Raw genomic sequence first — 26,667 nt, forward strand, 5'->3', positions numbered from 1 at the left:
TCAGACGTGCCGCACCGGGATGGTCCGGGTACCCGTCTTCGTCTCCGGGACCGGGACCTTGATGGTCAGGACACCGTCCTTGTACTCAGCGGTCGCCTCCTCGCCCTTGGCTCCGGCGGGCAGCCGGACGGAGCGGGCGAAGGTGCCGTAGCGGAATTCGGTGCGGTGCTTCTCCGTGGTCTCCTCACTGCGCTCGGCCCGCAGGGTCACAGCGCCCTCCGTGACGGTGATCTCGACGTCCTTGGCGGGGTCGATGCCCGGAAGCTCGGCCCGCAGCTCGTATGTCCCGTCCGCCAGATGCTCTTCAACACGGATACCGTGCAGCCCCGGAATCGTGTGCGCTCCGGGAAGGCCGGTCTCCACCCAGCCGAAGAGGTCGGGCAGTGTCGGCCAGCCCGGCAGCCGCTCGATCATGCCAGTCATGTCTCCCTCCTCTTCTTCGCCACTTCCAGCATCACGCCGCGGTCCGCGACATGCGTGGGCCGACCGGCCCCGGGGCAGACCCGATCGGCCCCTGTCAGCCGGTCATCCGCTTCCTCCACCGAGGCCCGACCCGCGCCCAGTCGGCGTCCCACTCCCCCATGCGCCGCCGGTCCAGACCCGCGCGTACGACCCGCCCGCACAGCAGCACGGCGCCTGCGGCACCGAGCTCGAACAGCACGCCCGCCGGCTCCGCCCGTACCCTCGCCTCGGACGCGGTGGGTGGCTCGGAGGCCGGTCCACCGGTGCGGTTCGTCCAGACCGTGACCGAGGTGCCCTCCGCACCGCCGTTGGATCCTGCCGTGTTCGCGCGAGGAGTCTGGTCAGCAGCGCGATGACGGGGTCGGGCTCGAACGGCCGGGCGGGGAGCCTGTCGGTGTGCCGCTGCGCGGTGAAGTCGCGCATGCTGAGGCGCTCGTGGGAGTCCTGCGGGCCGAGTGCCGTATGTGGGAGTCCAATGTCGGTGGTCTCGTCCCGGTCACGGTGTATCCAGCGGCGGCTCTCGGCGCCACGGTCCGCGTCGGTCCGGTTGCGGTGCTCCGCCTCGGCGGTCAGGCGCAGGAGGTGGTCCCTCTCGTCGGCTGCGGGGAAGGTGAGCCGGGCGCCCTCGGTGCGTGCGGCCTCGGTGAGTTCACGCGTACCTGCGACGGCATCGGCCGCCCGGAGAACGGGAACCGGCTGCTGTGCCTGCGCCCGATCGCCTCGTACAGGTCCGCGCGATGCCCCGTGGCCTGCCTCGATGCGGACCCCGTCAGGCGGACCGTGGCAAGCAGCCCCGGATCGTCCGGAGCGGGCAGCAGACGGGTGACGGGCCGCCATCCGAAGTGGGCAACCGCGACACGGAGGTTGAGCACGGACGCACCCACCGAGAGGTGCAGGGCGCGGCCCGTGGAATCCGCGTGACGCGGGCCCCGCTCCGGGGCCGCGCGGACCTGGAGTGTGACGGTCTCGGGGTCCAGACGGAAGCGCCAGGGCTGGGTGTTGAAGATCGAAGGCGCGGCGACCGCGGCGGCGATACAGGTCCGTACGGGGGCCGTACGTCGCCGATGTGCCGCTCCGCCGCCCCTCAGCAGGGCTGAACGGCCCTGCGACGCCGTCCGGTCGGCCCCTGCCGCGGCTCGTTCCCGGGTGCGACCTTCTGACTGTCACGACGAGGAGGTGCGGCCCGATGCTCAGCGAAAGGCGTACGAGGCAGTGGCTGTGGCGGTGGCGGAGCAATCCGCTCAGACGGCGCAGCGACATCGCCGAGGCATGGATCGTACTGGCCGTCTGGGCCGCCATCGTGGTGGGCAGCACGCTCGTCGGCACGGTCACGTCCCGGGCCGCGGACAAGTCCTTCGCGCAACTGCGCGCGGAGCGGCACGCCGTCCGGGCCGTGCTCGTCGAGAGCACCGTGCGAAGGGTGCCGACGTCGGAGGGTGTGCGGGACGACAGCGTCCGGGCGAAGGTCCGCTGGACGGCGTCGGACGGTTCCACGCGCACCGGCCGGGCAGTTGTGGACTCCGGGCGCACGGCCGGCTCGAAGATACTGATCTGGTTCGACGACGAGGGACGGCTCGTCACACCGCCGCCGACTGTCGCCGAGGCATCCGCCCAGGCCGGCCTTCTGGGCCTCTCGGCCGCGCTCGCCCTCGGTGGGCTGGTGTACGCCGCCGGCCGCGTCGCGCGGTGGCGGCTCGACCGTCGACGCGTCGACGAGTGGGGCAGGAAGTGGGAGCAGGTCGAACCGCAGTGGCGACGCAAGATCTCGTGAGCCAGGACCGGTTGCCCCTGCGACAGGCTCCGCCCTCCTGTTGCCTGTTCTGCGGCGGGCGACTCCGGTGCCCGACGGCCGTCTGCTCCGACACGAGGCCGTCGCGATCCATGTGTACCCCTGCGGCCCTCAGCAGGGGGACGTCCGGCCTCTGCTCGGACGCTGTGGCGGACGAGCACCCTTGAAATACACACCAGCAGGCACCACGGTCAGCGACGGTGAACGGCGGTAACTGCCATGTACGCAACGCATACCGATGTCGACCACGCGGCGACCTACCTGGTCCGAGCGGCCGTCGCCGCGCCCTCGTTGTTCAACACCCAGCCCTGGCTGTTCACCGGCAGGGACACGGGACTCGACCTGTACGCGCGCCGTCTCCCGGTCGCCGACCGGCCGGACGGGAGATGGTCATCAGCTGTGGTGCGGCGCTGTTCAATGTACGGCTCGCGATGCGGAATCTGGGCTTCATGCCCGTCGTACACCCGCTCCCCGACCCATGGAACCCCGACCACCTCGCACACGTCGGCTGGGGGTCGTATGTCAGGCCGAGCGGCGACGAGGAGCTGATGTTCCAGGCCATACGGAAGCGGCGCACGCACCGGGGCCCCTTCCAGTCCTCCCGGCTCCCTCAGCAGCTCATCGACGAGCTGCGTGAACACGCGAGAGCCGAGGGAGCCGAGCTGTACACCGTGGAGTCCCGTCACGAGCGGAGCCGCCTCACGGAGCTGGTACGCGCTGCCGAGCGCACGCATCGGGCCGACCCCGGGCACGTCGCCGAACTGTTCTCCTGGACGCGGGCGTCCCACGGCAGCCGGCCGGACGGCGTACCACTGGACGCCTGTCCCTACCACCCGGACTGCACCTCCATCCCGGACCGGGACTTCCTCGGTCTCACCCGCACCATGCCGTCGCCGCCGACGACGTGGCCTTCCCGGACCGGCCTGATCGCCCTGATCACCACGCAGAACGACTCCCGCCGGGACTGGCTGCGCGCCGGACAGGCCCTCCAGCGCGTTCTGCTGCACGCCACCGCTCACCGGGCCGCGGCCGCCTTCCGCACCCAGCCCCTGGAGCTGCCGCGCCTGCGCACAGCGGTGCGCGCGACGATCCCCTCCGGACAGTTCCCGCAGATGATCCTGCGCCTCGGCAACGGCACCCGTGGACGTCCGACCCCGCGGCGTTCGGCCCCTTCGGTGCTGTCGGCGCAGTGAAGCGCCGGCGGACGCCCTCGGGCCTTCCCACCGTCCCAGTCACCGCTCCGGAATCCGAGGTGGTGCGCATAGCTTCGGACTTCGGGGCCTCGCCTCGCCGTCCACTAGACTTGAAGAGTTCTTCAATTCACTAGTTGCCGTGGAGTGCGGCCGTCGGGGAGGAGGCCCGGATGGGCGGGTCCGTGTTCGCCGAGGCACTGCTGGAGCGGGTGCGTCAGGCGCGGGCGGCTCTCGAAGTGGCTCTGGAGGCCGAGGACGCGTATGCCGTGGCGGTGGCCCAGGACGAGCTGGACGACGCGGTGCGGGTGGCGCGGCGGCACGGGGTCGACGTCGGCCCCGTCGAGGCGGAAGCCGAAGGGGAGTGATCGGGATGCCTGTTCCCCTGTATGAGGCGAAGGCGGAGTTCTTCAAGATGCTCGGGCACCCGGTACGGATCCGGGTGTTGGAGCTGCTGCAGGACGGACCGAAGCCGGTGCGCGACCTGCTGGCGGCGATCGAGGTCGAGCCGTCGAACCTGTCGCAGCAGCTGGCTGTGCTGCGCCGCTCCGGAATCGTGACCGCCACCCGCACCGGGTCGACGGTGGTCTACGAGCTGGCCGGCGGCGACGTCGCGGAGCTGCTGGCCTCGGCCCGGCGGATCCTGTCCGTCCTGCTGGCCGGCCGCCAGGACCTGCTCGCCGAGTTGCGCGGCACGGAGTCGGCCCTGTGACGAGCGACGACCGCCGCTTCCGGATGCCGTGGCACCGGGGCAGACCCGCCGCGGCCGTCGAGCACGTTCGTCCGCCGGTGCGGCGCCACGTCACCTCGGTGCGGGTGGGGCCCAACGCGGTGCGGGAGGCGCGGGAAGCGGTGGCCGGGCACTTCGCCGAGACGGGCATCGCCCCCGGGTCCGCCTTCGCGGATGCGGTGCTGCTCGTGGTGAGCGAGCTGGTCACCAATGTGCTGCGGCACGCCCCGCACTCGCCGCTGACGGACGTGGGGGTAACGGTTGCCGGCGACCAGCTGGTCGTCAGCGTCGCGGACACCGAGCCGCGTCTGCCGGATCTCACGCTTGAGGGCATGGGCGCCGGCCTGCGGATGGTGGCCGAACTGGCCGCTGACTACGACGGGGAGCTGAGCGCCGAGCCGGCCGTCGAGCACGACGGCAAGGTCGTCCTCGTCCGGTTCGAGATCCCTCTGTAGGCAGACGCGGCAGGACGAAAGAAGGGAATTCCACGGTGAGCGACGCCAAGAACGGCAAGCCCCGGGACGCGGAGAGCCAGAAGGCGCGTGGCGTCGCACGGCGCGCCTTCTTCTCCATCTTCGGCACGCACCTGATCGCGGGGTTCGTGATGCTGCTGTTCTATCCGGGCGAGCACGCCAACAAATAGCGAGGCGTTTCCGGAAGGGCCGACCGGCCCTGGCTTCGGCCCCGTGCGGCCCATTGAAGCCTGGCGGAGCCCGGAAGATCATGCTGCGGAGGGTGACGTGGGCGGGACGGTGCTCGCCCTTACAGGGCCACCCACGTCACAGTCGTACGGAGAAAGGGTCACCGGAAGTGATCGCTGTTGTGGGACACCCCGACCTCACCGCGCCCACGTTGGCCATGCTGGAGGAGGAGCTGCGTCGGCGTCTGGGCGACTTCGCGCGGGCGAGCAAGGCCGGGCTGGTGCGGGCGGGGCAGGGTCTGCCGGTCGTGTTCGGGAGGGCGGCGCGTACTGCCGGGCTGACGCTGGTGACCGTCCTGCCCTCGAAGAACGGCGTGCCCGCGGTGCTGGACGCGTGTGACCGTAAAGCCGCCGGGGAGTTGCTGTTGCTGTCGGAGCAGGTACGGCTGCTGGAGTACGACCCGGCCGACCGCGACGCCCGTATAGGCGCGGACGAGAGCCTGCTGCGTACGTGTGGCCGCCTTCTGGCCGTATGGGACGGCTCGCCGTCGACCAGCCGCGACGCGACAGCCCACCTGGTGGCCTACGCCCGCGGATGCGGCATCGATGTCGCATCCGCTCTGGCTCACCTACGCCAGCCGCGTGGCGGTAGAGAAAAGGGAGTCGTGAACCCCGTGCCCTCCGAATCGGCCGTCTCCGCGCGCATGGTCGAGCTGAGCCGCGTCGAAGCCCTCGACCTGCTGGGCACCGTGCAGTTGGGGCGGGTTGCCTTCACCGATCAGGCGCTGCCCGCGATCAGGCCGGTCAATCACCTCGTTGTCGAAGGCGACATCATCGTCCGCACCCACGGCGGGTCGGCGCTGCTGGGGCGTGCGCTGCTGTCCGAGGTGGTGGCGTACGAGGCCGACGAGATCGATCCGGTGACCCGGACCGGGTGGAGTGTCCTGGTCACCGGCACGGCGACCCGCGTGGCCGATGCCGCCGAACTGGCTCGCTACCAGGGGCTGCTCACGCCGTGGATCGAGGCGGAGATGGGGCAGGTGGTGCGTATCCGGCCGGAGATCGTCAGCGGTTACCGCCTGGTACGGAAATCAGTTTCGGGCGTCCCGAGCCCCTGACACGATGCGCTGATGGTCTCGTTCTCGCCCGTACCTCCCGTCGTACCCGCCGGCCGCATGGCCCGGAATCCGCAGCCGGTGCTCGGCCTGCCCGGTGGGCTGGAACTGCGCCCCTGGGAACTCGGCGACGCCGACGTCCTCGTGACCGCGGGCCAGGATCCCGCGATCCGGCTGTGGAACCGTCTGGCCGTGGAGTCATCGGAAAACGCGCGCCGGCGGATCGAACGCATGCGAGAGCGCTGGCGGGCCGAGCAGGCCGCGATCTGGGCCATCGCCCGTCCGGGCGGTGGCGAAGCCCTGGGCCTGATCGGATGGGGGGACATCGACCTCGAAAACGGCAGCGCCGAGATCGTCTACTGGGTCCTGCCCGAGGCACGCGGTGGCGGGGTCGTGGTCGAGGCCACCAGACGGGTCAGCCGGTGGGCCCTTGAGGACCTGGGCCTGCACCGCCTCCGGCTGTGCCACTCGCACGCGAACCCGGCGTCGTGCCGCGTGGCGGAGAAGGCCGGCTACTCCTTCGAAGGCACCATGCGCAGCGCGCTGCTGCACGAGGACGGGTGGCACGACGAGCACCTGCACTCCCTCGTCCAAGGCGACATGTGAGCTATCGCCTGAAGGCGATCACCCGTGAGGAACATCTGGGCTTCATCACGGCCCGCCCCTCGGTGAGTCACATGCAGGTTCCCTCGTGGGGTGATGTGAAGCCGGATTGCCGGGCGGAGAGCCTGGGCTGGTTCGACGAGACGGGCCGCCTCGTGGGCCGGGCTGGTGCTGCTACGGCCGTTGCCCAAGCTGAAGCGCTACCTCGCCTATCTGCCCGAAGGCCCGGTCATCGACTGGGCCGCAGCCGACCTGGAGCAGTGGCTTCAGCCCATGCTCGCCTACCTCAAGGAGCAGGGCGCCTTCTCGGTGAAGATGGGGCCGCCCGTCGTGGCCCGCCGCTGGAGCGCCGAGGCGGTCAAGGCCGCGATCGCCGACCCGCAGGCCAGGCGGCTGCGTGATGTGGAAGCGACCACGCACGAGCCGCGGGCCTTCGACATCGCCGACCGGCTGCGCCGGATGGGCTGGCAGCAGACCGAGCCGGGAGACGAGGACGGCTTCGCCGCCGGCCAGCCGCGCTACGTGTTCCAGGTCCCCTTCGCCGAACGGTCGCTGGACGAGGTCCAGCGGGGTCTCAACCAGCAGTGGCGCCGCAACATCAAGAAGGCGGAGAAGGCCGGCGTCACAGTGGTTCAGGGCGGCTACGAAGACCTGCCCGCCTTCTACGACCTCTACGTCGAGACCGCCGAGGTAGCGGCGGAACTCGATCGCGCTGTGCCAGGGTGTCCGGGCATCGGCGCGGGGATGGGCCGGAACGCCCGTACCGTCCGGCCACATGGCCCCACTTGAGCCGTGGCCCGACCAAACCGTCGGTTGCCTCCTCGCGGCCTGCGCGCCGGGCCCGCCGGCACTGTGGAAACACACTGACCGGACGAAACCGCCGTTCCGTCGGTCTGCCGCGGGCCCGGCACGGGGCAGGGACGACTCTGCCCTTTCCCCTCCCGAGAGGCCGCCACAGCGGCCCGCGCCGAATGGCCGGCGCCGCCCACGAGGCGGGTTCCGCCCCCTGGACCGGGCACCACCCTCGCACCGCGCAGTCCCGGCCCGACAGGGACCGAACGGCCCGGACAATGGTCCCGACCGGCCCCATGCGTCGACAGGCACGCCCCCGGCTTGCGGCCTGCCCACGCTGCGGAGGGTGGCATCAGAAGGCACACCGGACGGGCTTCAGGAGCCCGTCACGCCCGGCCCCGGACCGGGCCCTTACCTCTCCTCCAACGGCACGCGCCACACCAGCGCGGTGCCGCCGTCGGAAGGGCTGGTCAACTCCAGGTCCCCGCCCAACTGCTGCGCACGTTCCGCCATGTTCCGCAGGCCGCTTCGGCGCCCCTCGGGCGGAATGCCCACGCCGTTGTCGGAGACGGTCAGCCGGACCTCGCGTCCGTCGGTCTCCAGCGCCACCTCCGCGCGGTCGGCGTGGGCGTGCCGGGCGATGTTCGTCAGGGCCTCGGAGAGGACGGCCACCAGATGATCGGCGATTCCCTTCGACACGTGGGTGTCCAGCAGGCCCTCCATACGCACGCTGGGCGCGAAGCCGAGCACCGGCGCCGCCTCGCCGACGATGCGCACCACCCGCGCCCGCAGACCGGGCCCGGCGACGTCGCCCTCGCGCGAGCAGCGTCATACCGGTCGCGAACGGCCGCTGGATCGCCAGGTCGTGCAGGTCCCGGGCGATGCGGTCACGGTCCTGAAGGACCGCGATCTCCTCGGCGTTCCGGCGGCGTTCCGCCAGTTCCATCGCGATCGCGGCCTGCGCCGCGAAGCCCCGCAGCGGCTCGGTCTCCTTCTCGGAGAACACGGGCTGGCCCACCTCCCGGACCAGAAGCACAACGCCGCGTACGCCGTCCTCGCCGGAGCCGATGGGAACGGCCACCGCCGGACCCAGCCCGGTGACGTACTCTGGCGGGCGCCGAGAAACACTTGGGCCAAGCGCACGGTGCGGACTTGGCCCACGATCTGTTCTCACCCACGCACTTTGGCCGCTTGGCCGGATCGTGCTACTAGGTAGTCGGTACAAGCTCCGTCGAGCGCAGCCCTCGCTGTCACTGAACGTGTTGGTCCACAAAGCTTGTTGAGCAGACGCTTCCTCCTCCCGCCGATCGGCGCACCCCCGGGTGCTCCTCGGCTGGGCGTCGTCTCAGCTGCCGTCCGCGGCTAGCCCGACGAGCGGCAGCACTCTCGACCGCCGTCTTCTGCTTGTGGTGCCATCGGCACAGGGACTGGAGATTTCCCAGGTCGTGGTTGTCTCCAGGAACGATGTGATCAACATCGGTTGCGCGCCGCGGGCCACGGCTGTCGTCACGCAGCCGCGCGGTACACCGGTGCTCGTCACGCTGCAGGACCACTCTCCGGACGACGTACCAGTTGCCTGGCAGTCGCTTCGCACGGTTACTGGTACTCCACGCCATGGGCCGTCCCCTCCTTACGCGGTGTGACGTTCCATCGGTGTGGTAGCTGTACGACTGACCGGCACGCCTCCCGCGCTACGGCGCAGAGGCACGCAGACCCACAGTCCACAGCAGATCGCCGACGCAGAGGAACGGGAGCGCACCTTGACCTCGTAGTCCGGGTCGAGTACCAGCTCCCCGAGACGGTTGGGCTCCGCGTCGCCGTACGCAGCCGGGCTGGATACGAGCTCGACGCGGTCGCCCCAGCCAGGCGCGTACCGATCAAGGGCAGGCGTGGGAGTACCACCGACGCGAACACCGATCAGAGTGGCCGGGTTGCTCACTGGGCATAGACCGCGAAGCATCGCGGCAAGCGTGATGCCGGAACCAACCGGCACGACAACTCGAGCAATACCACGAGGCAGTTGGGCCGCCTGATCGGCGACCTGTTCGAGATAGGCAGGGTGCTCCATGCCGTACGGCACGCACGCCCAGCCTTCGTCAGCGAGTCACCCAGCATCGACGCGGTACCCGGCCCGGATCACCGACAGGCGCCCCGGTCGGTGACGCAGGACCTCGGCGCCAGCCGCCGCTGCGAGGGCGATCTCCGACGTATCGCTGCCGTATCCCGTATGGAGGCGGGCGGGAATGTCCGGGGAGTGGGCAACGAGAGCGGCGCGCTCCAGCTGGGGGCTGATGCGGGCGCCGGCGCTCACGATCCCCACCGCGCTCTCGGCTGCGGTGAACAGGGCACGCACCCTGGCGCCGGAGGCGCCTCCGCGCGACCAGGCGTCCTCGCGTTTGACCAGCACCCCGTCGTGTTCCTCGATCGGTGTGACGACCGGGGTGTATCCGGGGACAGCGAGCGCGCGGGCAAGCAGGTCGCCATTCATGCCGCGCCCTCGCCACGCAGGTGGGCGGTCGAGCGCTTGGGGTCGCCTTTGACGAAGGTGAGCACGTGCTGGTGGTGACGGCCCATCTTGCGGCTCGCGCGCCACTGGTTGCCCAGGCGCATCGGCACCGTGCCCAGGGTGTTCATCAGCACCGCGTCGTTGTAGAGGCGGGCGCCCGCGGCCTCGTGGGCGGCGATGGTGAGCGGGACCAGGCCGCGGATCGCGCAGACGGAGTTGCGGACCTCGCCGACCACCCAAGTCGCGAACCGGTGCGGCGGCAGGCACCGCACGCTCTCCGCGATGAGAGCGCAGTAGGCGTCTGCGAACTCCTTCCACCGCATCGCCGATAGGTCGGCCGGGTGGCGGGAATACTTCTCCAGGTTGCGGTACGGCGGGCAGGTGCACACGTAGTCGAAGCTGCCCCCGGGCAGCTCCGGCAGTACGTCGGCGGCGTCGCCGAGGATCCACGCCGGCTTGGCTGCCAGCAGGTCGCGGGCGGCCCAGTCGGCGGCCTGGTCCTCCTCGCATCCACCTGAGACGGGGAGAGGTCGACGCCGGTGTAACGGTAACCACCGTTGCCAGCGACAAGTCCGCGTACCGAGCCGCCGGCGAACGGGTCGAGGATCGCGCCGCCCTCCGGGCAGTACCACTCGTACGACACCTCGGCGAGCACCGGATCGAACGTGGAGAGCCCGCCGTTGATCGAGGTCAGGTGCTTGCGTGCGAACTCGCTGCCGCTGTCGTAGGTGGCGGCGTGTTCGCGCCCGGAGCGGCTGGCAAGGCCGAGGTCGTTCCAGGCGGCGCGGCGGTCGCGCCACGGGTCGAGCTCGGCACGCAGGACAGAGAACGGGCGGATGTCGGGCAGCGGCCCGAGCGTGGGCGCCTGGAATGAAACGCGCAGGACCGGGCGGGAATCGTCCCCTCGCCATCATCCTGGCGGCCGGCCGTGTCACCGCGCTCTTCGCGTGAGACGTCCGGGCTGGAGACGGGAGTGGCGTCGGCGAGGGCCCGGCCGATCAGGCTGCCGTCGACGGGCAGGACCAGCCCGCGGTGTGCCTCCGCGTGCAGGCCCATGGCCAGCTCCACCGTGAGCGCGTCGGTGCCTTCCATCGGCACCGCGACCACGGCGAGGGCCGCGCTGGCGATCTCTCTGGCCCGTTCGGCGATGAGCTGGAGGACCTCGCCGCGCCCGCTGCCGGACATCAGGCTGTGGGTGATCTCCGCGCTCGCCTGCAGCCAGCGTTCGCGCAGCCGGGACTCCTCGTACAGGCGGGCGTTGTCGATCGCGACGCCGGCCGCCACCGCCAGGGTGGACAGGACCGACTCGTCCTCCTCGTCGAACTGTGCGCCACCCCGTTTCTCGGTCAGGTACAGGTTGCCGAAGACCTGGTCGCGCGCCCGGATGGGGACGCCGAGGAAGGTGTTCATCGGCGGGTGGTTCGGCGGGAAGCCGTACGAGGCAGGGTGCTCGGAGATCTTCGCCAGGCGCAGCGGCTCGGGATGGCGGATGAGCTCGCCGAGGATGCCGTGGCCCTCGGGGAAGTGGCCGATTTCGGCGATCTGTTCATCGGTGACCCCGACCGTGTGGAAGTCCGAGAGCAGCCTGCCGTCCGGACCGATCACGTCCAGGGCGGCGTACTGGGCATCCACCAGCCCCGCGGCGGCCTCGGCGATGCTCCGAAGCGCCTGCTCCAGGTCCAGCTCCCGGCCGACCGAGAGCACCGCCTCCAGCAGGCTGTGCACCCGGTCGCGGGCGGGTGCCGCGGGCCGCGTCCAGGCGGGCCTGGAGTTCCTCCAGCAACTCGTCCAGCCTCAGCTGCGGCAGCCGTACGCGGGCCTCCCGGGCGTCCTCGGAGTGTCCCACCGATGATCCTCCAGGTCCCTCACGCACCGACGGCCGACCGTCGTGGCTTGGTGCCACGGTATCGGCCGAGGGCGCGGGAGCGGGAGCGGGAGCGGGAGCGGGAGCGGGAGCGGGAGCGGCAAGGGGATCACCTGTGGAGAGCCGGCCTATGCGGTCAGCCGGGCGGCGACGTATTCGGTGAGGTCGAGCAGCCGGTTGGTGTAGCCCCACTCGTTGTCGTACCAGCCGAACACCTTGACCAGCTCGCCATGGGCCTGGGTCAGCGGCGCGTCCAGGACGCAGGAGGCCGGGTCGCCGACGATGTCGCGGGAGACGATCGGGGCGTCGGACACCCGCAGGACGCCCTTCAGCGGCCCGTCGGCGGCCTCGCGGAATGCGGCGTTGACCTCGTCCGCCGTCGCCGGCCGGTCGAGGACCACGCTCAGGTCGGTCAGCGAGCCGTCCTCCACGGGCACCCGTACGGCGATGCCATCCAGCCTCCCGGCCAGCTCCGGCAGCATCAGCCCGACAGCACGGGCGGCTCCGGTGCTGGTGGGGATGATGTTCACGGCGGCACTGCGGCCACGCCGCAGGTCCTTGTGCGGGCCGTCCAGGACGACCTGGTCGTTGGTGTAGCCGTGGATAGTGGTCATGAGGCCCTTGTCGATACCGAAGGCCTCGTCGAGCACCTTCACCATCGGGGCCACGCAGTTGGTGGTGCACGAGGCGTTCGAGATCACGTGGTCGCTGTCCGGGTCGTAGGAGGCCTCGTTCACGCCCATGACGACGGTGGCGTCGACGCCCTTGCCGGGCACGGACAGCACCACCTTGCGCGCCCCGCCCTTGAGGTGCAGCCCGGCGTCCTCGCGGCTGCGGAACCGGCCCGTGGACTCGATGACCACGTCCACGCCGAGCTCGCCCCAGGCCAGGGCAGCCAGGTCGCGTTCGGCGGTGACCGTGATGCGGTGGCCGTCCACGGTGAGCGAGGTGTCGTCGTGCTCGACCGTGCGGCCGATGATCAACACAGCGTGCGTACACAGATCCTGCCAGGACTCACCAGTGCAGCGCTGCCGGTCATTCAGCGCATTCCGCAGGGCGGGGTACAGGTAGCCATGTGAAGGTCTTTCGCGCCAGTCAGCCCCCGAACGACACGGCGTCGTCGGCTCAACTGCTGGCACGCATACCGCGTGCGCGTCGTGGCAGGTGAAGTCGCCGACGACACAGATCAACCGGGGGGCTCTCCACAGGACCTGGGACGCGGCCGAGACCCCGAGCCGGTCGCGGACCAGGTTCTGTCGCTCGCCAGGAACCGCACACCGAGCATCGTCTCCATGTGCGCCTCGACGAGGTCCTGCACATCCGCCTCGACTTCAGCAAGACGCGGCGTAACCTCGGCCACGCCGTTATCAATTGTGCGGAACAGTTTCAGGCCCGGCACCTTCCCCTCCTCGGCCGGAGATCGAAACGGGCTCATCGCAGTAGAGGGTGCAGTCGGGGTCTGTCGGTTTTCGAGGTCGCCGGCACGGATTTCAGGATCGGCTGCACTCCTGTCCGAGCGCGACGAGACGTGCGCCGCGGAACGAGCTATGCACCCTCGTTGTCATCACGCAGGGAATGGATCATCCTCTGCAGGATCCGGAACGCGTCTGACTGCTCGGTCTCGGTCAGGCCGGCCAGCATTCTGGCCTCGACGGACCGGACAGCTGCGCTCGCCTTCTCGAGGCTTCGTCGGCCGCGAGGCGTGAGCCGCGTGGGAAGCACCTTCCCGACGGGCGCCTCCGCAGGCCTGGTCACGTAGCCGTCTCGTTCCAGGGCCTGGAGTAGCACGTTCATCGTCTGCCGAGTCACGAACGCGCCGCGCGCGAGCTCGGAGTTCGACAAGCCCGGTCGTTGCGCCAGCAGCTCGAGGCAGGAGTAGTGCGTCACGCTCATCCCGAGCGGCCGCAGCACTTCCTCCATGGCCGCGCGGAGGGCGCTCGACGCTTCTTTGAGCAGGTAGCCCAGTGACGTCTCCAGGTCGACGCCGACACCTTCTTGACTCATGTCAGCATTCTGACATAGGTTTCATGCATGTCAGAAAACTGACACGCAAGGAAGGAGCGTCATCATGCCCGCCACCGGCCCCGACTTCATCTCGCTCCAAGTGCGCGACCTCGACGCTTCGCAGGCGTTCTACGAGCAGTACCTGGGCCTCGTCCGCTCGCCGGCCGGACCTCCGCACGCCGTCGTCTTCGAGACGAAGCCGATCGCGTTCGCACTCCGCGACGTCATTCCCGGCACCGACCTCGCATCCGTCCCTCAGCCCGGCATCGGTGCCGCGATCTGGCTCCACGCCACCGACGTCCAGGCCATCCACGATGCGCTCGTCGCCGACGGTCACACCATCGTCTCCGCACCGATCGAAGGCCCCTTCGGTCGGACCTTCACCTTCGCCGACCCCGACGGCTACCAGGTCACGCTCCACGACCGCGCTTGATCGACCAAACGCCACCGGACGATCATCAGCGGATGCGCCCCAGGCTCGTGCGTGACGCCACGTTCTGCCGGCTCGATGACCTCGGCTTGGAAGTGGTCGGCCAACAGTTGCATCCCGACCACGCCGTGTTGCTCTGTCGAGTGGTCGACCCTGATGACTGGTGCCATGCCTGCGGTTGTCTGGGGGTGCCGCCGACTGCTCACACAACCGCAGTCCCGTACGGACCATCGAGCCCGCATAGGCAGCGGCCCGCGCCGCCTACTGGCCCCGGAAACCCTGCCGCGGCAGCTCGGCTGTATCGAAGCCGCACAGTCCCACATTCCGCCACCGCCGATAGGAGGCCGGCGGCAGCCACCTCACGTCCCGGCGCGGCCCTGTGTGTGAGACCTCTGCCGGCACCTGCCGCACCGGAGATCGCCCGGCACCGCTGAGGTCCTGTCGATCGCCCATAGGTAGAACTGGTTGACCGTGGAGACCTCCCGGTGCCAGGAACCGTCCTCCAGCCTCGGCCCCCGCTCGTCCCGCCGACGCCACCACTCATACGCCGCCCGGTCGTCGGACGTTGCATCCCGTCGGCCGAGCCCGCCCCGGGCGAACCACAGGAAGTCGAAGAACGTCCGCAGATCCCGAGTGACCGTCTGATACACCCGAAGTCGTCCAGCCGCTCACCCAGCCCGGCAAACAGCGTGCTGAACTCTCGCATGAACGGCGTCTCTTCACGCGGCCACGTCAGCTCCCGGCGGGTGAAGTGCACCCGCCATCCGGTGATCGACATGGCGCTGGACGATAGTCCCTGGACAGCTCAACAGCGCATGACCGAAATGGGACGGTTCTCCAGACGCTCGAAGCCGTGCGGGCGGGCGATGCGTTCCTGCACATACACCGTGGTGATGCTCCAGGGAGCTGGAGCAGTACCTCTACTGCCGGGATGCGGATTCAGGAGTGGGCCACGCTGTTGCTGCCGGAGCTGGGGCTGATGGGCGGGCCGCGGCCGACGTGCGCGGACGTCGCCTTGGGGGCATGCGCGAAGTACGGCCGTCCACGCTCGGTGTACGTTCCGCGAGTTGTTCGTCGTCGAGAGGCTCGAGGCCGACGGGGCGGAGGCCCGCGGTGTTCTGTGTGTGGAGGCAGTTCGGAGCCGGCTTTGGGAGTGGCGGGCTCACATGTCGAGGTGTCGTGATCAATCCTCGTAGCACCGACGCGCAAGATGGACGGTAATGTCGGCGGCCATCTCGACCCTGTCCGGCAGAACCTGCATGATCTGGTCGAATACCTGCTCTCGTTCCGAGATCGGCAAGACGAGATAGGCCGAGATGGTGGAGAGATGACCAACGTAGTCACGAGCACTCATCGTCAAGCGCCGTTCAATCGTGGACTGTTGAACACCGGTGAACCACTCTGAGCGTTGCAGCTCCGTACCCGGCCACTGCATCTCATGGCCCGGAGGCGTCCCGTCTGGGGATGGAATCTCGTCGCTCTCCAAGAACGGTGCTCGCGCCGCGCGAACGGCTTCCTCCACAGCCGGGTCAGCCAGTCGGAATGGCCCGCCGCACGAGGCGAACACACCCCCCGGCTCCAGCAGTGCGGCCATGCGTGACCACCGCCCCTCCGGTTCCGTCCAATGCAGCGCTGCTGCCGCATAGACCAGCCCGTACCGCTCGGCCGGTCGCACGTCCTCGAACGCGGCTTGCACCGTTCTGACGTTGGCCGGTACGTGCTTGCGCAGCTCGGCAAGCATGGACCCGTCAGGCTCGGTAGCGGTAACCGTCACCCCCCGTTGAGCGAACAGCCGGGTTGCTTTGCCTGTCCCAGCGCCAATCTCGAGGGCAGTCCGGACCGGATGGTCCGCGTATGCCATCACCATGTCGAACAGTTCCTCGGGATACCCCGGCCGGAACCGTTCGTACGCTTCCGCCACCACTCCGAAGCTCAGCGCGCGACCAGACATGCCGAGCATCCTGACACGAGCCGCGCCTCTGGTGCTTGATCTTTTTGGCGCTGCTGTCCGTCAGGGTGGTGCTTGCCTGATCAGAGGTTTACGTCGACGTAGTCGCCGGTGGCCTTGACCGGGCCGGTGGTCGTGGTGCCGGTGAAGTTCCAACGCCAGTAGCCGTCCTTCACCGCCTTGACGGTGGTGCGCAGGGTGCCGGTGTTGCTTGTGTTCACCGTGGCCACCGTGGTGTAGGTGCTGCTGCCCTTCGGGCGGAACTGCAGTTTCACGGCTTGGCCGGCGTATCCCGCATACCGGTAGGTGTCCCAGTTGGCCCGTACGAGCTTGCCGGTGACGGTGATGGGAGCACCCTTGGCCACCGGTTCCGGTGCGGCATTGACGGTGAGCCGCGCGGCGCGCTTGAGGCCGAACGACCCCACGCCGGGGGCAAAGACGGAATCGCCGTCGTTGGCGTCGACCAAGGCGTCGACCGACCATGTTCCCGCGTTGGCGTTGGCCAGGTCCACCGGGTCGTCGCTGCCGGCGGCCGGGTGGGCGTTGGCGGTGAACACCGTCGTGCATGCCGTCGCGGTCTCGCAGAACGCGTCGGTGGTGTAGAAACCGCCGTGCGGCCCCTTCAGATCCACATCGGCGAAGGACAGGCCGGAGTCATCCGATCCCGTGACCGTGACCGGGAACACCACGTCGTGCGTGATACCCACGATGACGTCACGTCCGGAGTTGACGGTGGCACCGCTGACCACCGGGTCGCTGGGTCCGGTGTCGGTGGCGGCATCGGCCGAGGCGCCGACCCCGGCCAGCAGAACGGCGACGGCCCCCACCACGACACCACGGTTTGTCGCGCGACCGACGGGCTTGCGCCGTAGGGCGGCGCGTGCGGCGGCGATGGGCGGGGCGATGGCGCGCCCGCCGCTTTGTCTGTCGCCAGGTGGTGCGGTGAAGCGGCTCATGAATCCTCCCAAGGATGGCAGACCCTGCTGCCAACCACCCCACGAGCGACGACCGTTGGCGGCGGCGACCGCGGGAGACGGATGTGTGTCACTCCTACGACTGCCGAACCGGCCCGATCGTTGCCCCCGGCAGGGCGGGAAGACGACACGCCACCTGCCGCGGGAGTCGTTATGTGAATCGAGACGCCGGGAGATGTCGGCGAGTACCGAGAGCCGAGAACTGAGGGCACCATGCCAAGCGTTCCATCGTCTGGGTGTCGATGCCGGTCTTCAGCGCGCCGCAGGTCGTCGCGACGGCTGCCTGGCAGGGCTGGGGAGTGCTGGTGACACCGCCGGAACTGATGGGCCGGATGAACACAGCCGTCCGCTGGGTCGTGTGGGGCAGGTTCCCCAGCCCGCGTCCGCGTCCTCTCCCGGTCATTGCGTCACTGGTCTTGACGGTCAGCGGGGCCGTGAGCGGAAAGTGCGGCGGTACGTGTCCGGGGGCACGCCGACCGTGCGGTTGAAGTGGCGCCGCAGTGTCGTGGAGGTGCCCATGCCGGTGGCTGTTGCGATGGTGTCGATGCTGTCGTCGGTCCTTTCCAGTAGTTCCTGGGCGCGGCGGATGCGCTGGGTCAGCAGCCACTGCAGGGGGGTGGTGCCGGTCGCCGCTTTGAAGTGGCGGCCGAGGTGGCGTGAGCTCATGCGTGCCTCGCGGGCCAAGTCCTGCACCGTCAGCGGTTGGTCGAGTCGTTCGATGATCCAGGGGATCAGGGCGGCGAGGGGGTGGTCGTCCTGGGCGGGCACCGGGGCGGTGACGAACTGGGCTTGGCCGCCGGCCCGGTGGGGCGGCACGACCAGGCGGCGGGCGACGGCGTTGGCGGTCGAGGTGCCGTGGTCGAGTCGGACGAGGTGCAGGCACAGGTCCATGGCGGCGGCTTTGCCGGCGGAGGTGAGGACGGTCCCGTTGTCGACGTAGAGGACGTCCGGGTCGACCTCCACCCGGGGGTAGCGGACGGCCAGAGCCTCGGTGTGTGCCCAGTGGGTGGTGGCGCGTCTGCCGTCCAGCAGGCCGGCGGCGGCCAGCACGAACGCACCCGTGCACAGCGAGGCCACGCGTGCGCCCGCTTCGTGGGCCGCGCGCACTGCGTCGACCAGGTCGTCGGGTGGGTCCTCGTCGACGTCGGCCCAGCCCGGGACGATCACGGTGTCGGCGTGCTGGAGCCGGTCGAGCCCGTGGTCCGGCTCCAGCCGGAACCGGCCGAAGCGCACGGCGTTCGGCCCGCAGATGTCGACGTCGTACCAGGGGCCCGGCAGGGAGGCCGGGGCGCCGCCGAACACCTCGTACGCCACGGACAGTTCGAAGTGGAGCATTCCGTCGGTGACGGCCAGCGCGACGACAGTAGCCATGTCCGTAATTGTACGTGTCACGTCGTTCCAGACACTCACGGTGGAGCGTCCGCCCGCGCCAGGATGGTCGTAGTCGATCAATCGAGTACGGGGAGAGAGACATGGCAGCGGGTCACAAGGTCACGGTGTACGGGGCGTACGGGCACACGGGGCGGTTCGTGGTGGCGGAGCTGCTGGAACGCGGGTTCGTCCCCGTTCTCGCCGGTCGCGACGCCGAGAAGCTGCGGGCGCTGGCGGAGTCCCACCCCGGACTCGAGGTCAGACCGGCGTCGGTCGACGACCCCGCGTCGCTCGACCGTGCGCTCAGCGGTGCGGCGGCCGTCATCAACAGCGCCGGGCCCTTCGCCACGACCAGCGCACCCCTGATCGAGGCGGCCCTGCGGGCCGAGATCCCGTACGTGGACGTGGCGGCCGAGATCGAGGCCAACGTCGATACGTTCGAGCGATTCGCGGACCGGGCACGCGCCGCCGGAGCGGTGATCGTCCCCGCGATGGCCTTCTACGGCGGTCTCGGCGACCTGCTGGCCACGGCGGCGATGGGCGACTGGACCGAGGCGGACGAGGCGCACATCGCGTACGGGCTGAACAACTGGCACCCCACGGAGGGGACGCGGGCCGCCGGCGCGGTTTCGCGGCAACGGCGCGACGGCGCACGCGTCGTGTTCCGGAACGGGCGGCTGGACTACCGCCAGGACGACATGACGACCCTCAAGTGGCCCTTCCCCGAGCCGATGGGCACCCGGGAGGTCATCGGGGAGTTCACGATGGCCGACGTCGTCACCATCCCCAGCCACCTGCCCATTCCCGAAGTGCGCACCTACATGACGACCGAGGCGGCCAGGGATCTGTCGTCCCCGGACACTCCGGCGCCGGCCGCGGTCGACGAGAGCGGGCGGTCCACGCAGACCTTCCTGGTCGATGTCGTGGTGCGCTCGGGTGACACCGAGCGGCGTGCTGTGGCGAGCGGCCAGGACATCTATGCCGTCACCGCGCCGCTCGCGGTGGAAGCGGTGGCCCGCATCGTCACGGGACGGACCAGGACGGTCGGCGTCGCCTCCGCCGGCGAGATCTTCGACGCCGCCGACTTCCTGCGTGCGCTGTCCTCGCACATCTCCCTGGAGCTGCGTCCGTAGCAGGCCGGCCGCACCCGGCAGGACGCGCGGACGTCACGGCGCGCATCGTCGGCGCTGATACGCAAGCGCAGTTGCATCGCGCAGCAGCAAGCGAGGCTCTCCGTGAAGCACGGGTCCCAGGAGCAGACTTGGCGCTGTCACCCAGAGCTCGCGGACGGGGTGGCGGCAGCGAACTGCGGCGCTTCCTACGAGCCCGGCGCGCGCAGGACGCCCGTCTGGAGCGCGGCATCGAGAATCGCCCCGGCCCGTCCGTCGTCGACGCCCTGGCCCGCGCCCTGCTGATGGACGACCACGAGCGCGAACACCTGCGCAAGCTGGTCGCACGCGCCGCCCGGACGGACTCCGGGCCAGTGACCGCCCCCGGTCAGGCCGTATCGCCCGGTACGTTGCTGGTGCTTGAGAGCATGCGGCCCAACCCTGCGGTCGTGGTGACCTACGGCTCGACACCATCACGGCCAGTGCGGAGCCGTCGGGGATCCTCGTGGCCAAGGTGCGCTTCGCGCCCTGCTCCCCCACCGCCTGGCACCGGCACTCCTTCGGATCGTGATGCGCTCCGGCGACACCGTCTGCACGCCGCCGGGCGAGTGTCACTGGCACGGCGGCGCCCGCGAGCACTTCATGACCCACCTGGCGATGGTGTCGACCGGGGATGCGGGGGACGGCGCGACCGGCCCTGCAGGATCCCGACGACGGACGCTCGGCCCCGCGAGGAGCCTGCCGTGGGCCGGGGTCCTCGGGTTCGCTCTGTAACGCTTTTCGCGCCTCGACCCAAGAACAAGTGAAGTGCCTTTGACGAGAAGGAGACACCTGTGGATGACGCGGAACGGTTACGGAGTGGGCCCGCCGCGGCCGTACGTGACCCGCAGCTCTTCGAGGAGTTCTACCGGCGTCACGTGGACGCGGTGATGCGTTTCGTGGCCCGGCGCGTCGACGACCCGCACACGGCGGCCGACCTGACGGCCGAGATCTTCCTCGCCGTCCTCGACTCGGCCCACTCCTACCGGCCGCGCCTCGGCAGCGAGACGGCCTGGCTGTACGGCATCGCACGCAACGTCGTGTCATCGGAGCGCCGCCGGATCGCCCGGGAGACCGAACGCGATCTGCGCATCTCCGGGCGGCGGCTGCTGGAGCCCGACGACATCGCCCGCATCGAGGACAAACTCGACGCAGAGAGCCCGGGACGGCTCGTCCTGGCCGCGCTCGCGAGGCTTCCCGAGGGCGAGCGGGCCGTCATGGAACTGATCGCGGTGGACCAGCTCACGGTCACCGAGGCTGCGGCCGCGCTGGGCATCCGCCAGGTCACGGCCCGGGTCCGCCTGCACCGGGCACGCAAGGCGCTGCGGGAGGAGACGGACTGCCAGACCGCCGAGACGAATTCCACGGCCGTACAGGCATGTTCCGCGGGAACGGAGACGCCGGACACACCGCTGCTGTACGTCGCAAGGGGAGAAGCATGAGCACGAGGACGACGTTCGAGGACCGGCTGCTGGACGGGCTGAAGCGGGAGATCGAGCAGCGTGAGGCCGGGATGTGCCAGACCGGGCCGGCCGGGGCCACAACCCAGGAGGGCAAGTCGAAGGCTTCCGTGCGCCGTCTGTTCGCCCCACGCCGGATCGCCGTCGTCGCGATGGTCTGTGCGGCGGCCTGGCTCGCTACGGTGGTTGCGCCAGGCTCGCCGACCGACTCGACGGCATACGCCGTGGAGCCCCGTGACGACGGCAGTGTCACGCTCACCGTCAAGGACCAGAGCATCAGTGTCGAGGCCCAACGCGAACTCGCGAAAGCAGTTCGGCCGTGGGGCATTCACGTGACCGTTGACGTACTCGCCCCCGGCTACGTCTGCGAGCGCAGCAAGGTCACCCCGCTCGTAGGAGTTGATGAGCAGGGCAACCGTGTGCCCATCATTCCCCTCAAGGCCGGCTGGGACGTGAGCCTGCGTCGGGGCAACGTGCTGACCTTCGAGAACACCAGGGGCGATTCCCGGCCGCGCGCGGTCGAGCTCTACGAGACCAGGAGCGAGGCCGAGCCCTGCGTTCCGATGAAGGTCACCCTGTCGGAACTCAACTGACCGGGCAATTCACCGAAGAGCATACCCGCCCGCGGTGCGGAGGTTCCGCGGGGCCGCCAGGCCCCACGACAAGCCCGACCAACACCGCACCGAAGAGGACTCTGTCCGCCGGCTGGACGCGTTGCGTGGCATTGCCGCACTCGTCGTGGTGTTCGACCACTCGTCGTACACCTTCATGGCGGACTTCCGGCAGGAGTTGATGCCGCAGTTCAACACCAGCCGTTACGGCATCATGCTGTTCTTCCTGGACATTGCGCACATGCGTGACCTCGGCCGGCAGAGCGCTGCCACGGTGGCTGTCGCCCACGCCACCATGCTCCGGGAGCTACTGGGGACACCCCATCTCCTGCTCGTCCTGTGGACGCTCTCGTACGAGATGTCCTTCTATCTGCTGGTCGTCGCTCTCTTCACGACCCGCCTGCACCGGCAGTCGCCGTGTGAGCGTGACTGCAGGGATCGTGCTGCCGGCCTCTGCCCTGTCCCGGGCGGTCGGCACCGGCCCGCTGATCGCGTTTGCCTCGATCGCCATGGCGATCGCCATCTGCCGTGCCGAGAACGGTCAGAGCACCGCATTCCTGCTGGCTGTGCTCACCTTCGGCACCGCACTGGCGTCGCGCCGCCGGCGCATACCGGGGATGCTGACCACGCTGGGAACGGTCAGCTACTCGGTCTGTTTCGCAGGACAATCTCGCGCTCGAAGTGGCGTTCTTCGCCGTGCTGCTGCCCCTGTGCGTGCTGTCCCACCGTTACATCGAAGCGCCGGCCCAGACCCTGGGCCGCAGGCCGGCAGCCGGGATGCGGAAGAAACCGATCGCACTCCCGTCGATGCTCCCGTAGGGTGCGCGGGTTGTCGTGGCGGAGAGGCGGTTCGGAACGTGGCACCCAGGGCAGTGACGCGGGAGCAGTTGGCGGGTGCGGCGCGGGCCGCGCTGGGTGGCGGGCGTCGGCTGGAGGCGGTCGAGCGGGTCGCGGGTGGCAGTAAGAAGGGTGTGTACCGCCTGGTGATGGACGACGCGACGACGGTGATCGCCTACCTGTGGAACGAGGCCGAGAACTACTGGCCGGCCGCCGAGGGCGACGACGACCTCACCGACCCGTTCTCGCCCGGCCTCGGGCTCGACCTGTTCGAGGCCGCGCACGCGCGGCTGGACGCGCTCGGCGTCCGTGTCCCGGAGATCCGTCTCGTCGACCGCGACCGCGACCGCGACGGCGACCACGGCCCGGCCGACCTCGCGATCGTCGAGGACCTCCGGGGCGAGAACCTCCAGGAGCTGCTCGCGCGCGATGCGAGCGCGGCTGCCCCGGTCATGGCCCGGCTCGGGGAGGCCCTGGAGGGGATGCGGCGTCATCAGGCTTCGACGTACGGCAAGGTGGCCGTGGTCGACGCAGGAGGCACCTCGCGCGGCACCTCGTGCGAGGGAGTCGTCCTGGACCGTGCGCTGCGGGACCTCACCGAAGCGGCGGCGCGCGATCCGCGGATCGCGGGAGCCCGCGACCGGCTGGAGGAACGGCTGCTGGGTCTGGCGGCGGCGGTGAGGCCGCGCGCGGAGTACGCGGTCGTGCACGGCGAGCTGGGGCCCGACCATGTGCTGGTGGACGCCGACGGTAACCCTGTGGTGATCGACATCGAGGGCCTGATGTACTTCGACGTCGAGTGGGAGCACGTCTTTCTGCGGATCCGCCTGCACGACGCCTACCGGCCGCTGGCAGTGGACGGACTGGACGAGGACCGGCTCGCGCTCTACATGCTCGCGCAGCGTCTGTCGTTGACGGCGGGTCCGTTGCGGTTGCTCGACGGGGACTTCCCCGACCGGGCGTTCATGGCGGGCATCGCCGAGTACAACCTGAAGAAGGCGCTGGACCTGGTCCGCGCCTGAGCCTCACAGGCGGGGCTTGTGTGCCGCGGCGAAGGCGTCGGCAGCGGTCAGGTCGAAGTCTCCGTGATCACTGCCCAGCCCCTGCGCCACCAACGCCGCCGCCGCGCAGCCGAGGACCGCGGAGTCGTACGGAGTACGGCCCAAGCCCGTACCGCGCACGAAGCCCGCCGAGAACGCGTCGCCGCAGCCGGTCGTGTCCACCACCTCGACCGCGAAGGCGGGTACCCTCTCGCTGCCCTCCTCGGTCACCAGCAGCGCGCCGTCACCGCCCCTGGTCACCGCGACCAGGCCCGCACCCGCAGCGAGGAGCTTGTTCGCACCCGCCATCAGGTCCTCCTCGCCGGTGAAACCCAGGACCTGGTCCTCGTTGGGCAGCATGTGATCGACATACGGCAGCGCCGACGCTATCTGCTCGAAACTCCCCAGCATGCCTGGGGCGAGCAGGTCCAGCGAGGTGACCACGCCGTGCTCCTTGGCGTACGACAGGATGCGCTCGGCCGTCTCGACGCCGATCAGCTCCGGGCCGCCGAGGTGGAGATGAGTGGCTTCGGCGATCGCCTCCCAGGGAACGTCGTCGAGGCCGTAGGTGATGTTGGCGCCGAGCAGGTGCAGCGACGGCCGGTCGCCATTGGGGCGGATGGGCAGGACGCTCGCGGACGTGGCGGTGTCCGTACGACGGACCAGGAACCGGGTGTCGATGCCGGCCGCGCCCAGCAGTTGGACCAGCATGTCACCGGTGGGGTCGGATCCGATCGCCCCGGCGCTGCGGACGGAGGCGCCGAGCTTGGCGAGGGTCAGTGCGGTCCCGCCGGCCGTCCCGGCGGCGGTCATTCTGATGTCCTCCACCAGCGTCGCGCCTTGGCCGTCGGGTATCGCCTCCACCGGCCGCACCAGCACGTCCAGCACATGCACGCCCATCGTGATGACGTTCATCGGTTTCCCTCCTGCGCAGGCGGTACGGGGTGGGTGGTGCCGTAGTTCCGGGCGAGCGCGGCCTCGATCACCGCGAGTTGCTGGTGTTCGTCGAGGACGCGGGGCGTTCCGAGGGCGGCCGCATGCTGGTAGACGCCGCACGCCCACTCCAGCAGCAGCGCGTGCTCGACCGCCTTGGCGAGCGTCGGAGCGTGCGTGAGCGCGCCATGACTGGCCATCAGCGCGGCACTGCGGCCCTCCAGTGCCGCAAGGACGGACTCGGCGAGCGCCGGCGTGCCGAACGTGGCATACGGGGCCACACGCACCGAACCGCCCAGGGTGAGCAACTGGTAGTGGATGCAGGGCAGTTCGTCCAGCACACAGGACAGAGCCGTCGCCATCGGCGCGTGGGTGTGCACGACCGCTCCGGTGCCGTAGCGGCGGTAGACGCCCAGGTGCAGATCGAGTTCCGAGGTGGGCTCGAACCCCCCGGCCACGACCTTTCCGTCCAGGTCGACCACGCTCACCTGGTCTGCGGTCAGGCCCGCGAGCACCGCGCCGGTGGCCGTGATCGCGACACGGTCCTCCACCCGCATGCTGACGTTGCCGGCCGTGCCGATCAGCAGTCCCTGCGCCCCCAGGCTGCGGCACGCTTCGGCCACCGCGGCGCGCTCCTGACCCAGCACCGAGCTTGAGTCCGTCATGTACGCGACGGTAACGTAAACCTGAAACAAAGTCACGTTCATGTTCGGAGGCCGCACATGGGGAGCCCGGAAGCCCCGCAGCCCGGCGGCACACGGCACGTCCCCCTGCGGCGCACTCCCCAGCAGGCGCGCAGCAGAGCCCGTCTGGCCCGCGTCCTCGAGGCCGCCGAACGCGTCCTGGTCGGCGAAGGCGTCCAGGCATTGACGACGACCCGTATCGCGGCGGAGGCGAAGGTCTCGGTCGGTTCGCTGTACCAGTACCTGCCCGACCGCGACGCGATCATCGACTCCCTCGCGGCCGGCTACTTCGCCCGGCTCGAAACGGCCATGGACGAGCTCGTCCGCGCCGCGGCCGACGAGCAGTGGGACGACCCCGTCGGCGTGCTCATCGACGCCTACGCCGCCATCTACCGCAGCGAACACGGCTTCAGGGCCCTGTGGTTCGGCAGCAGCCTCACGGAGCAGACCCGCGCCGCGGACCGTGAGCACAAACAGCGGATGGCGGACGGCATCCGGCGCGTCGTCCTGGCCCTCGGCCTCGCCCCGGACGACGAGACACTCGTGCGCGCCTGCCACGCCGCGTTCCTGGCCGCCGACGCCCTCGCGCAGGAGGCGTTCCGTCGTGACCCCGCGGGTGATCCGGGCCTCCTCGACGAGGCCAAACGCATGCTGCGCGGGTACCTCACCGCAATCACCGCGCACCATGAGACGCGCTGGACCACGATGTGATGGACGAGGTCCGGCGAGGCCTCCGGCGGCAGATCAGGGCTCTGTCATCCTGGCGTCGTGCCGAAACCCAGTCCCGTCACCCCGGATGCGCCCGCCGCCATACCCACCCCACTGCTCACCCAGCAGTGGCTCGACCTCGCCTTCATCCACTGGGCCGTCGAACCGGACGCCGTGGCGGGGCTGTTGCCGAACGGAACCGTTCCCGACACGCATGACGGGGTCACGTACATCGGGCTCGTCGCCTTCCGGATGCACCGGGTCGGCTGGCTGCGGCTGCCCGGGGTGCCGTATCTCGGGACGTTTCCCGAGACCAACGTGCGCCTGTACTCCGTCGACGCACATGGACGGCGCGGTGTCGTGTTCCGGTCGATGGACGCCGCGCGGCTGATCCCGGTCGTGATGGGGCGCGTCGGCTTCCGGCTGCCGTACCTGTGGTCCCGGATGACCGTCCGCGCGGCCGGCGACACCGTCACCTACGCCGGCCCCCGCCGCTGGCCCGGCCCACGCGGCGCCTTCAGCCGCATCACCGTACGCACCGGTGAACGCATCGAACAGCCCACCGAGCTGGAGCACTTCCTCACCGCTCGCTGGGGCATGCACAACGCCTTCTTCGGCGGGTCCGGGCCGCCGGCGTACCTGCCCAACCATCACCCCCGATGGCCGCTGCACCGCGCCGAGCTGATCACCTGCGAGGAGAACCTCGTCACCGCGGCCGGGCTGCCCGCCCCCACCGCCGCCCCCGTCAGCGTCCTGTACTCCCCCGGCGTTCCCGTCCGCCTCGGCCGCCCGGCCCGCCCCGCCGGCATCCCCACCCCGTGACCGGCAC

The 26,667-nt window shown here is 70.1% G+C and carries 26 protein-coding genes and 5 pseudogenes; 17 read left to right on the forward strand and 14 right to left on the reverse strand.

The features are described 5' to 3' along the window. Nucleotides 1–423 (reverse strand): Hsp20/alpha crystallin family protein, encoded by a 423-nt coding sequence (locus tag ADL12_RS36395; protein WP_062710661.1) that lies wholly within the window; start codon nucleotides 421–423, stop codon nucleotides 1–3. 94 nt (nucleotides 424–517) lie between these two features. Further along, on the reverse strand, nucleotides 518–661 hold the full coding sequence (locus tag ADL12_RS54450; RefSeq protein WP_159053394.1) for a hypothetical protein: 144 nt from the start codon (nucleotides 659–661) through the stop codon (nucleotides 518–520). A 987-nt stretch (nucleotides 662–1,648) separates the two neighbouring features. Between ADL12_RS54450 and ADL12_RS36405 the strand changes: the two genes are divergently transcribed. The 9 genes and pseudogenes from ADL12_RS36405 to ADL12_RS36445 form a co-directional block, all read left to right on the forward strand. Continuing rightward, a complete protein-coding gene (locus ADL12_RS36405; protein ID WP_062710665.1) occupies nucleotides 1,649–2,233 on the forward strand; it encodes an Rv1733c family protein in 585 nt (194 codons plus the stop codon). Between the two features lie 404 nt (nucleotides 2,234–2,637). Next, a complete protein-coding gene (locus tag ADL12_RS36410; protein ID WP_062710667.1) occupies nucleotides 2,638–3,444 on the forward strand; it encodes an Acg family FMN-binding oxidoreductase in 807 nt (268 codons plus the stop codon). Between the two features lie 170 nt (nucleotides 3,445–3,614). Beyond that, a complete protein-coding gene (locus tag ADL12_RS36415; protein WP_062710668.1) occupies nucleotides 3,615–3,809 on the forward strand; it encodes a hypothetical protein in 195 nt (64 codons plus the stop codon). A gap of 5 nt (nucleotides 3,810–3,814) precedes the next feature. Continuing rightward, nucleotides 3,815–4,153, forward strand: a complete 339-nt coding sequence (locus ADL12_RS36420; protein ID WP_062710915.1) for an ArsR/SmtB family transcription factor — start codon at nucleotides 3,815–3,817, stop codon at nucleotides 4,151–4,153. Then, nucleotides 4,150–4,626, forward strand: coding sequence for an ATP-binding protein (locus tag ADL12_RS36425; RefSeq protein ID WP_107120114.1), 477 nt, complete (start codon nucleotides 4,150–4,152; stop codon nucleotides 4,624–4,626). Before ADL12_RS36420 ends, ADL12_RS36425 begins: the two co-directional genes overlap by 4 nt. 35 nt (nucleotides 4,627–4,661) lie before the next feature. Next, a complete protein-coding gene (locus tag ADL12_RS55175) occupies nucleotides 4,662–4,814 on the forward strand; it encodes a DUF6126 family protein (RefSeq protein ID WP_167364452.1) in 153 nt (50 codons plus the stop codon). Between the two features lie 167 nt (nucleotides 4,815–4,981). Next, nucleotides 4,982–5,929: a pyridoxamine 5'-phosphate oxidase family protein gene (locus tag ADL12_RS58175; protein ID WP_341846392.1), complete on the forward strand. Its 948-nt coding sequence runs from the start codon at nucleotides 4,982–4,984 to the stop codon at nucleotides 5,927–5,929. Between the two features lie 12 nt (nucleotides 5,930–5,941). Then, nucleotides 5,942–6,532 carry a GNAT family N-acetyltransferase gene (locus ADL12_RS36440; protein ID WP_062710670.1) on the forward strand — a complete coding sequence of 197 codons (591 nt, stop codon included), beginning with the start codon at nucleotides 5,942–5,944 and terminating at the stop codon, nucleotides 6,530–6,532. Beyond that, nucleotides 6,529–7,249 (forward strand): annotated as a pseudogene (locus ADL12_RS36445) (lipid II:glycine glycyltransferase FemX); the annotation flags it as partial. The gene ADL12_RS36440 and the pseudogene ADL12_RS36445, both read left to right, overlap by 4 nt. Before the next feature lie 483 nt (nucleotides 7,250–7,732). Here ADL12_RS36445 and ADL12_RS36450 read toward each other — a convergent pair. The 7 genes and pseudogenes from ADL12_RS36450 to ADL12_RS36480 form a co-directional block, all read right to left on the reverse strand. Beyond that, a pseudogene (locus ADL12_RS36450) lies at nucleotides 7,733–8,447 on the reverse strand (GAF domain-containing sensor histidine kinase); the annotation flags it as partial. A gap of 978 nt (nucleotides 8,448–9,425) precedes the next feature. Beyond that, nucleotides 9,426–9,809 carry a hypothetical protein gene (locus tag ADL12_RS55760; RefSeq protein WP_208614687.1) on the reverse strand — a complete coding sequence of 128 codons (384 nt, stop codon included), beginning with the start codon at nucleotides 9,807–9,809 and terminating at the stop codon, nucleotides 9,426–9,428. After that, on the reverse strand, nucleotides 9,806–10,216 hold the full coding sequence (locus ADL12_RS55765; RefSeq protein ID WP_208614688.1) for a hypothetical protein: 411 nt from the start codon (nucleotides 10,214–10,216) through the stop codon (nucleotides 9,806–9,808). Before ADL12_RS55765 ends, ADL12_RS55760 begins: the two co-directional genes overlap by 4 nt. A 511-nt stretch (nucleotides 10,217–10,727) precedes the next feature. Further along, nucleotides 10,728–11,673 (reverse strand): annotated as a pseudogene (locus tag ADL12_RS36465) (GAF domain-containing protein); the annotation flags it as partial. A 146-nt stretch (nucleotides 11,674–11,819) separates the two neighbouring features. Continuing rightward, nucleotides 11,820–12,674 (reverse strand): type I glyceraldehyde-3-phosphate dehydrogenase, encoded by an 855-nt coding sequence (locus tag ADL12_RS36470; RefSeq protein WP_244188176.1) that lies wholly within the window; start codon nucleotides 12,672–12,674, stop codon nucleotides 11,820–11,822. 159 nt (nucleotides 12,675–12,833) lie between these two features. Further along, nucleotides 12,834–13,090 (reverse strand): annotated as a pseudogene (locus tag ADL12_RS58660) (transporter); the annotation flags it as partial. A gap of 146 nt (nucleotides 13,091–13,236) precedes the next feature. Beyond that, nucleotides 13,237–13,695 (reverse strand): MarR family winged helix-turn-helix transcriptional regulator, encoded by a 459-nt coding sequence (locus ADL12_RS36480; protein ID WP_062710675.1) that lies wholly within the window; start codon nucleotides 13,693–13,695, stop codon nucleotides 13,237–13,239. Between the two features lie 64 nt (nucleotides 13,696–13,759). On the opposite strand from ADL12_RS36480, the gene ADL12_RS36485 reads away from it, so the two are divergent. After that, nucleotides 13,760–14,128 carry a VOC family protein gene (locus ADL12_RS36485; protein ID WP_062710679.1) on the forward strand — a complete coding sequence of 123 codons (369 nt, stop codon included), beginning with the start codon at nucleotides 13,760–13,762 and terminating at the stop codon, nucleotides 14,126–14,128. Nucleotides 14,129–15,308: 1,180 nt separating this feature from the next. On the opposite strand, the gene ADL12_RS36495 is transcribed toward ADL12_RS36485, so the two are convergent. The 3 genes from ADL12_RS36495 to ADL12_RS36505 all read right to left on the reverse strand — a co-directional run bounded on the left by ADL12_RS36495 (nucleotide 15,309) and on the right by ADL12_RS36505 (nucleotide 18,418). Then, nucleotides 15,309–16,076 carry a class I SAM-dependent methyltransferase gene (locus ADL12_RS36495; RefSeq protein WP_062710685.1) on the reverse strand — a complete coding sequence of 256 codons (768 nt, stop codon included), beginning with the start codon at nucleotides 16,074–16,076 and terminating at the stop codon, nucleotides 15,309–15,311. Nucleotides 16,077–16,156: 80 nt separating this feature from the next. Beyond that, a complete protein-coding gene (locus ADL12_RS36500) occupies nucleotides 16,157–17,029 on the reverse strand; it encodes a calcium-binding protein (RefSeq protein ID WP_244188174.1) in 873 nt (290 codons plus the stop codon). A gap of 441 nt (nucleotides 17,030–17,470) precedes the next feature. After that, complete coding sequence (locus ADL12_RS36505; protein ID WP_062710691.1) at nucleotides 17,471–18,418, reverse strand: helix-turn-helix domain-containing protein; 948 nt, start codon at nucleotides 18,416–18,418, stop codon at nucleotides 17,471–17,473. Nucleotides 18,419–18,519: 101 nt separating this feature from the next. Between ADL12_RS36505 and ADL12_RS36510 the strand changes: the two genes are divergently transcribed. The 5 genes and pseudogenes from ADL12_RS36510 to ADL12_RS36535 all read left to right on the forward strand — a co-directional run bounded on the left by ADL12_RS36510 (nucleotide 18,520) and on the right by ADL12_RS36535 (nucleotide 23,496). Then, nucleotides 18,520–19,551 (forward strand): saccharopine dehydrogenase family protein, encoded by a 1,032-nt coding sequence (locus ADL12_RS36510; protein WP_062710694.1) that lies wholly within the window; start codon nucleotides 18,520–18,522, stop codon nucleotides 19,549–19,551. An 809-nt stretch (nucleotides 19,552–20,360) separates the two neighbouring features. Then, nucleotides 20,361–21,008, forward strand: a complete 648-nt coding sequence (locus ADL12_RS36520; protein WP_062710699.1) for an RNA polymerase sigma factor — start codon at nucleotides 20,361–20,363, stop codon at nucleotides 21,006–21,008. Then, nucleotides 21,005–21,619, forward strand: a complete 615-nt coding sequence (locus ADL12_RS36525) for a hypothetical protein (RefSeq protein WP_062710701.1) — start codon at nucleotides 21,005–21,007, stop codon at nucleotides 21,617–21,619. The genes ADL12_RS36520 and ADL12_RS36525 overlap by 4 nt, the downstream gene beginning before the upstream one ends. 121 nt (nucleotides 21,620–21,740) lie before the next feature. Beyond that, nucleotides 21,741–22,456: pseudogene (locus tag ADL12_RS58665) on the forward strand (hypothetical protein). Between the two features lie 53 nt (nucleotides 22,457–22,509). Beyond that, entirely contained in the window at nucleotides 22,510–23,496 is a 987-nt protein-coding gene (locus ADL12_RS36535) for a phosphotransferase (protein ID WP_062710706.1), read from the forward strand. A 3-nt stretch (nucleotides 23,497–23,499) separates the two neighbouring features. Here ADL12_RS36535 and ADL12_RS36540 read toward each other — a convergent pair whose 3' ends face one another. Together ADL12_RS36540 and ADL12_RS36545 are read right to left on the reverse strand one after the other, a co-directional pair. Next, a complete protein-coding gene (locus ADL12_RS36540) occupies nucleotides 23,500–24,429 on the reverse strand; it encodes a carbohydrate kinase family protein (protein ID WP_062710710.1) in 930 nt (309 codons plus the stop codon). Then, nucleotides 24,426–25,112: a class II aldolase/adducin family protein gene (locus ADL12_RS36545; protein ID WP_062710713.1), complete on the reverse strand. Its 687-nt coding sequence runs from the start codon at nucleotides 25,110–25,112 to the stop codon at nucleotides 24,426–24,428. Before ADL12_RS36545 ends, ADL12_RS36540 begins: the two co-directional genes overlap by 4 nt. Nucleotides 25,113–25,169: 57 nt before the next feature. Between ADL12_RS36545 and ADL12_RS36550 the strand changes: the two genes are divergently transcribed. Both ADL12_RS36550 and ADL12_RS36555 read left to right on the forward strand, forming a co-directional pair. Beyond that, on the forward strand, nucleotides 25,170–25,841 hold the full coding sequence (locus ADL12_RS36550) for a TetR/AcrR family transcriptional regulator (RefSeq protein ID WP_062710716.1): 672 nt from the start codon (nucleotides 25,170–25,172) through the stop codon (nucleotides 25,839–25,841). 57 nt (nucleotides 25,842–25,898) lie between these two features. Continuing rightward, complete coding sequence (locus tag ADL12_RS36555) at nucleotides 25,899–26,660, forward strand: YqjF family protein (protein ID WP_062710719.1); 762 nt, start codon at nucleotides 25,899–25,901, stop codon at nucleotides 26,658–26,660. Nucleotides 26,661–26,667 lie beyond the last annotated feature (7 nt).

This window comes from Streptomyces regalis (assembly GCF_001509475.1).
In the GTDB taxonomy this organism is placed as follows: Bacteria; Actinomycetota; Actinomycetes; order Streptomycetales; family Streptomycetaceae; genus Streptomyces; species Streptomyces regalis.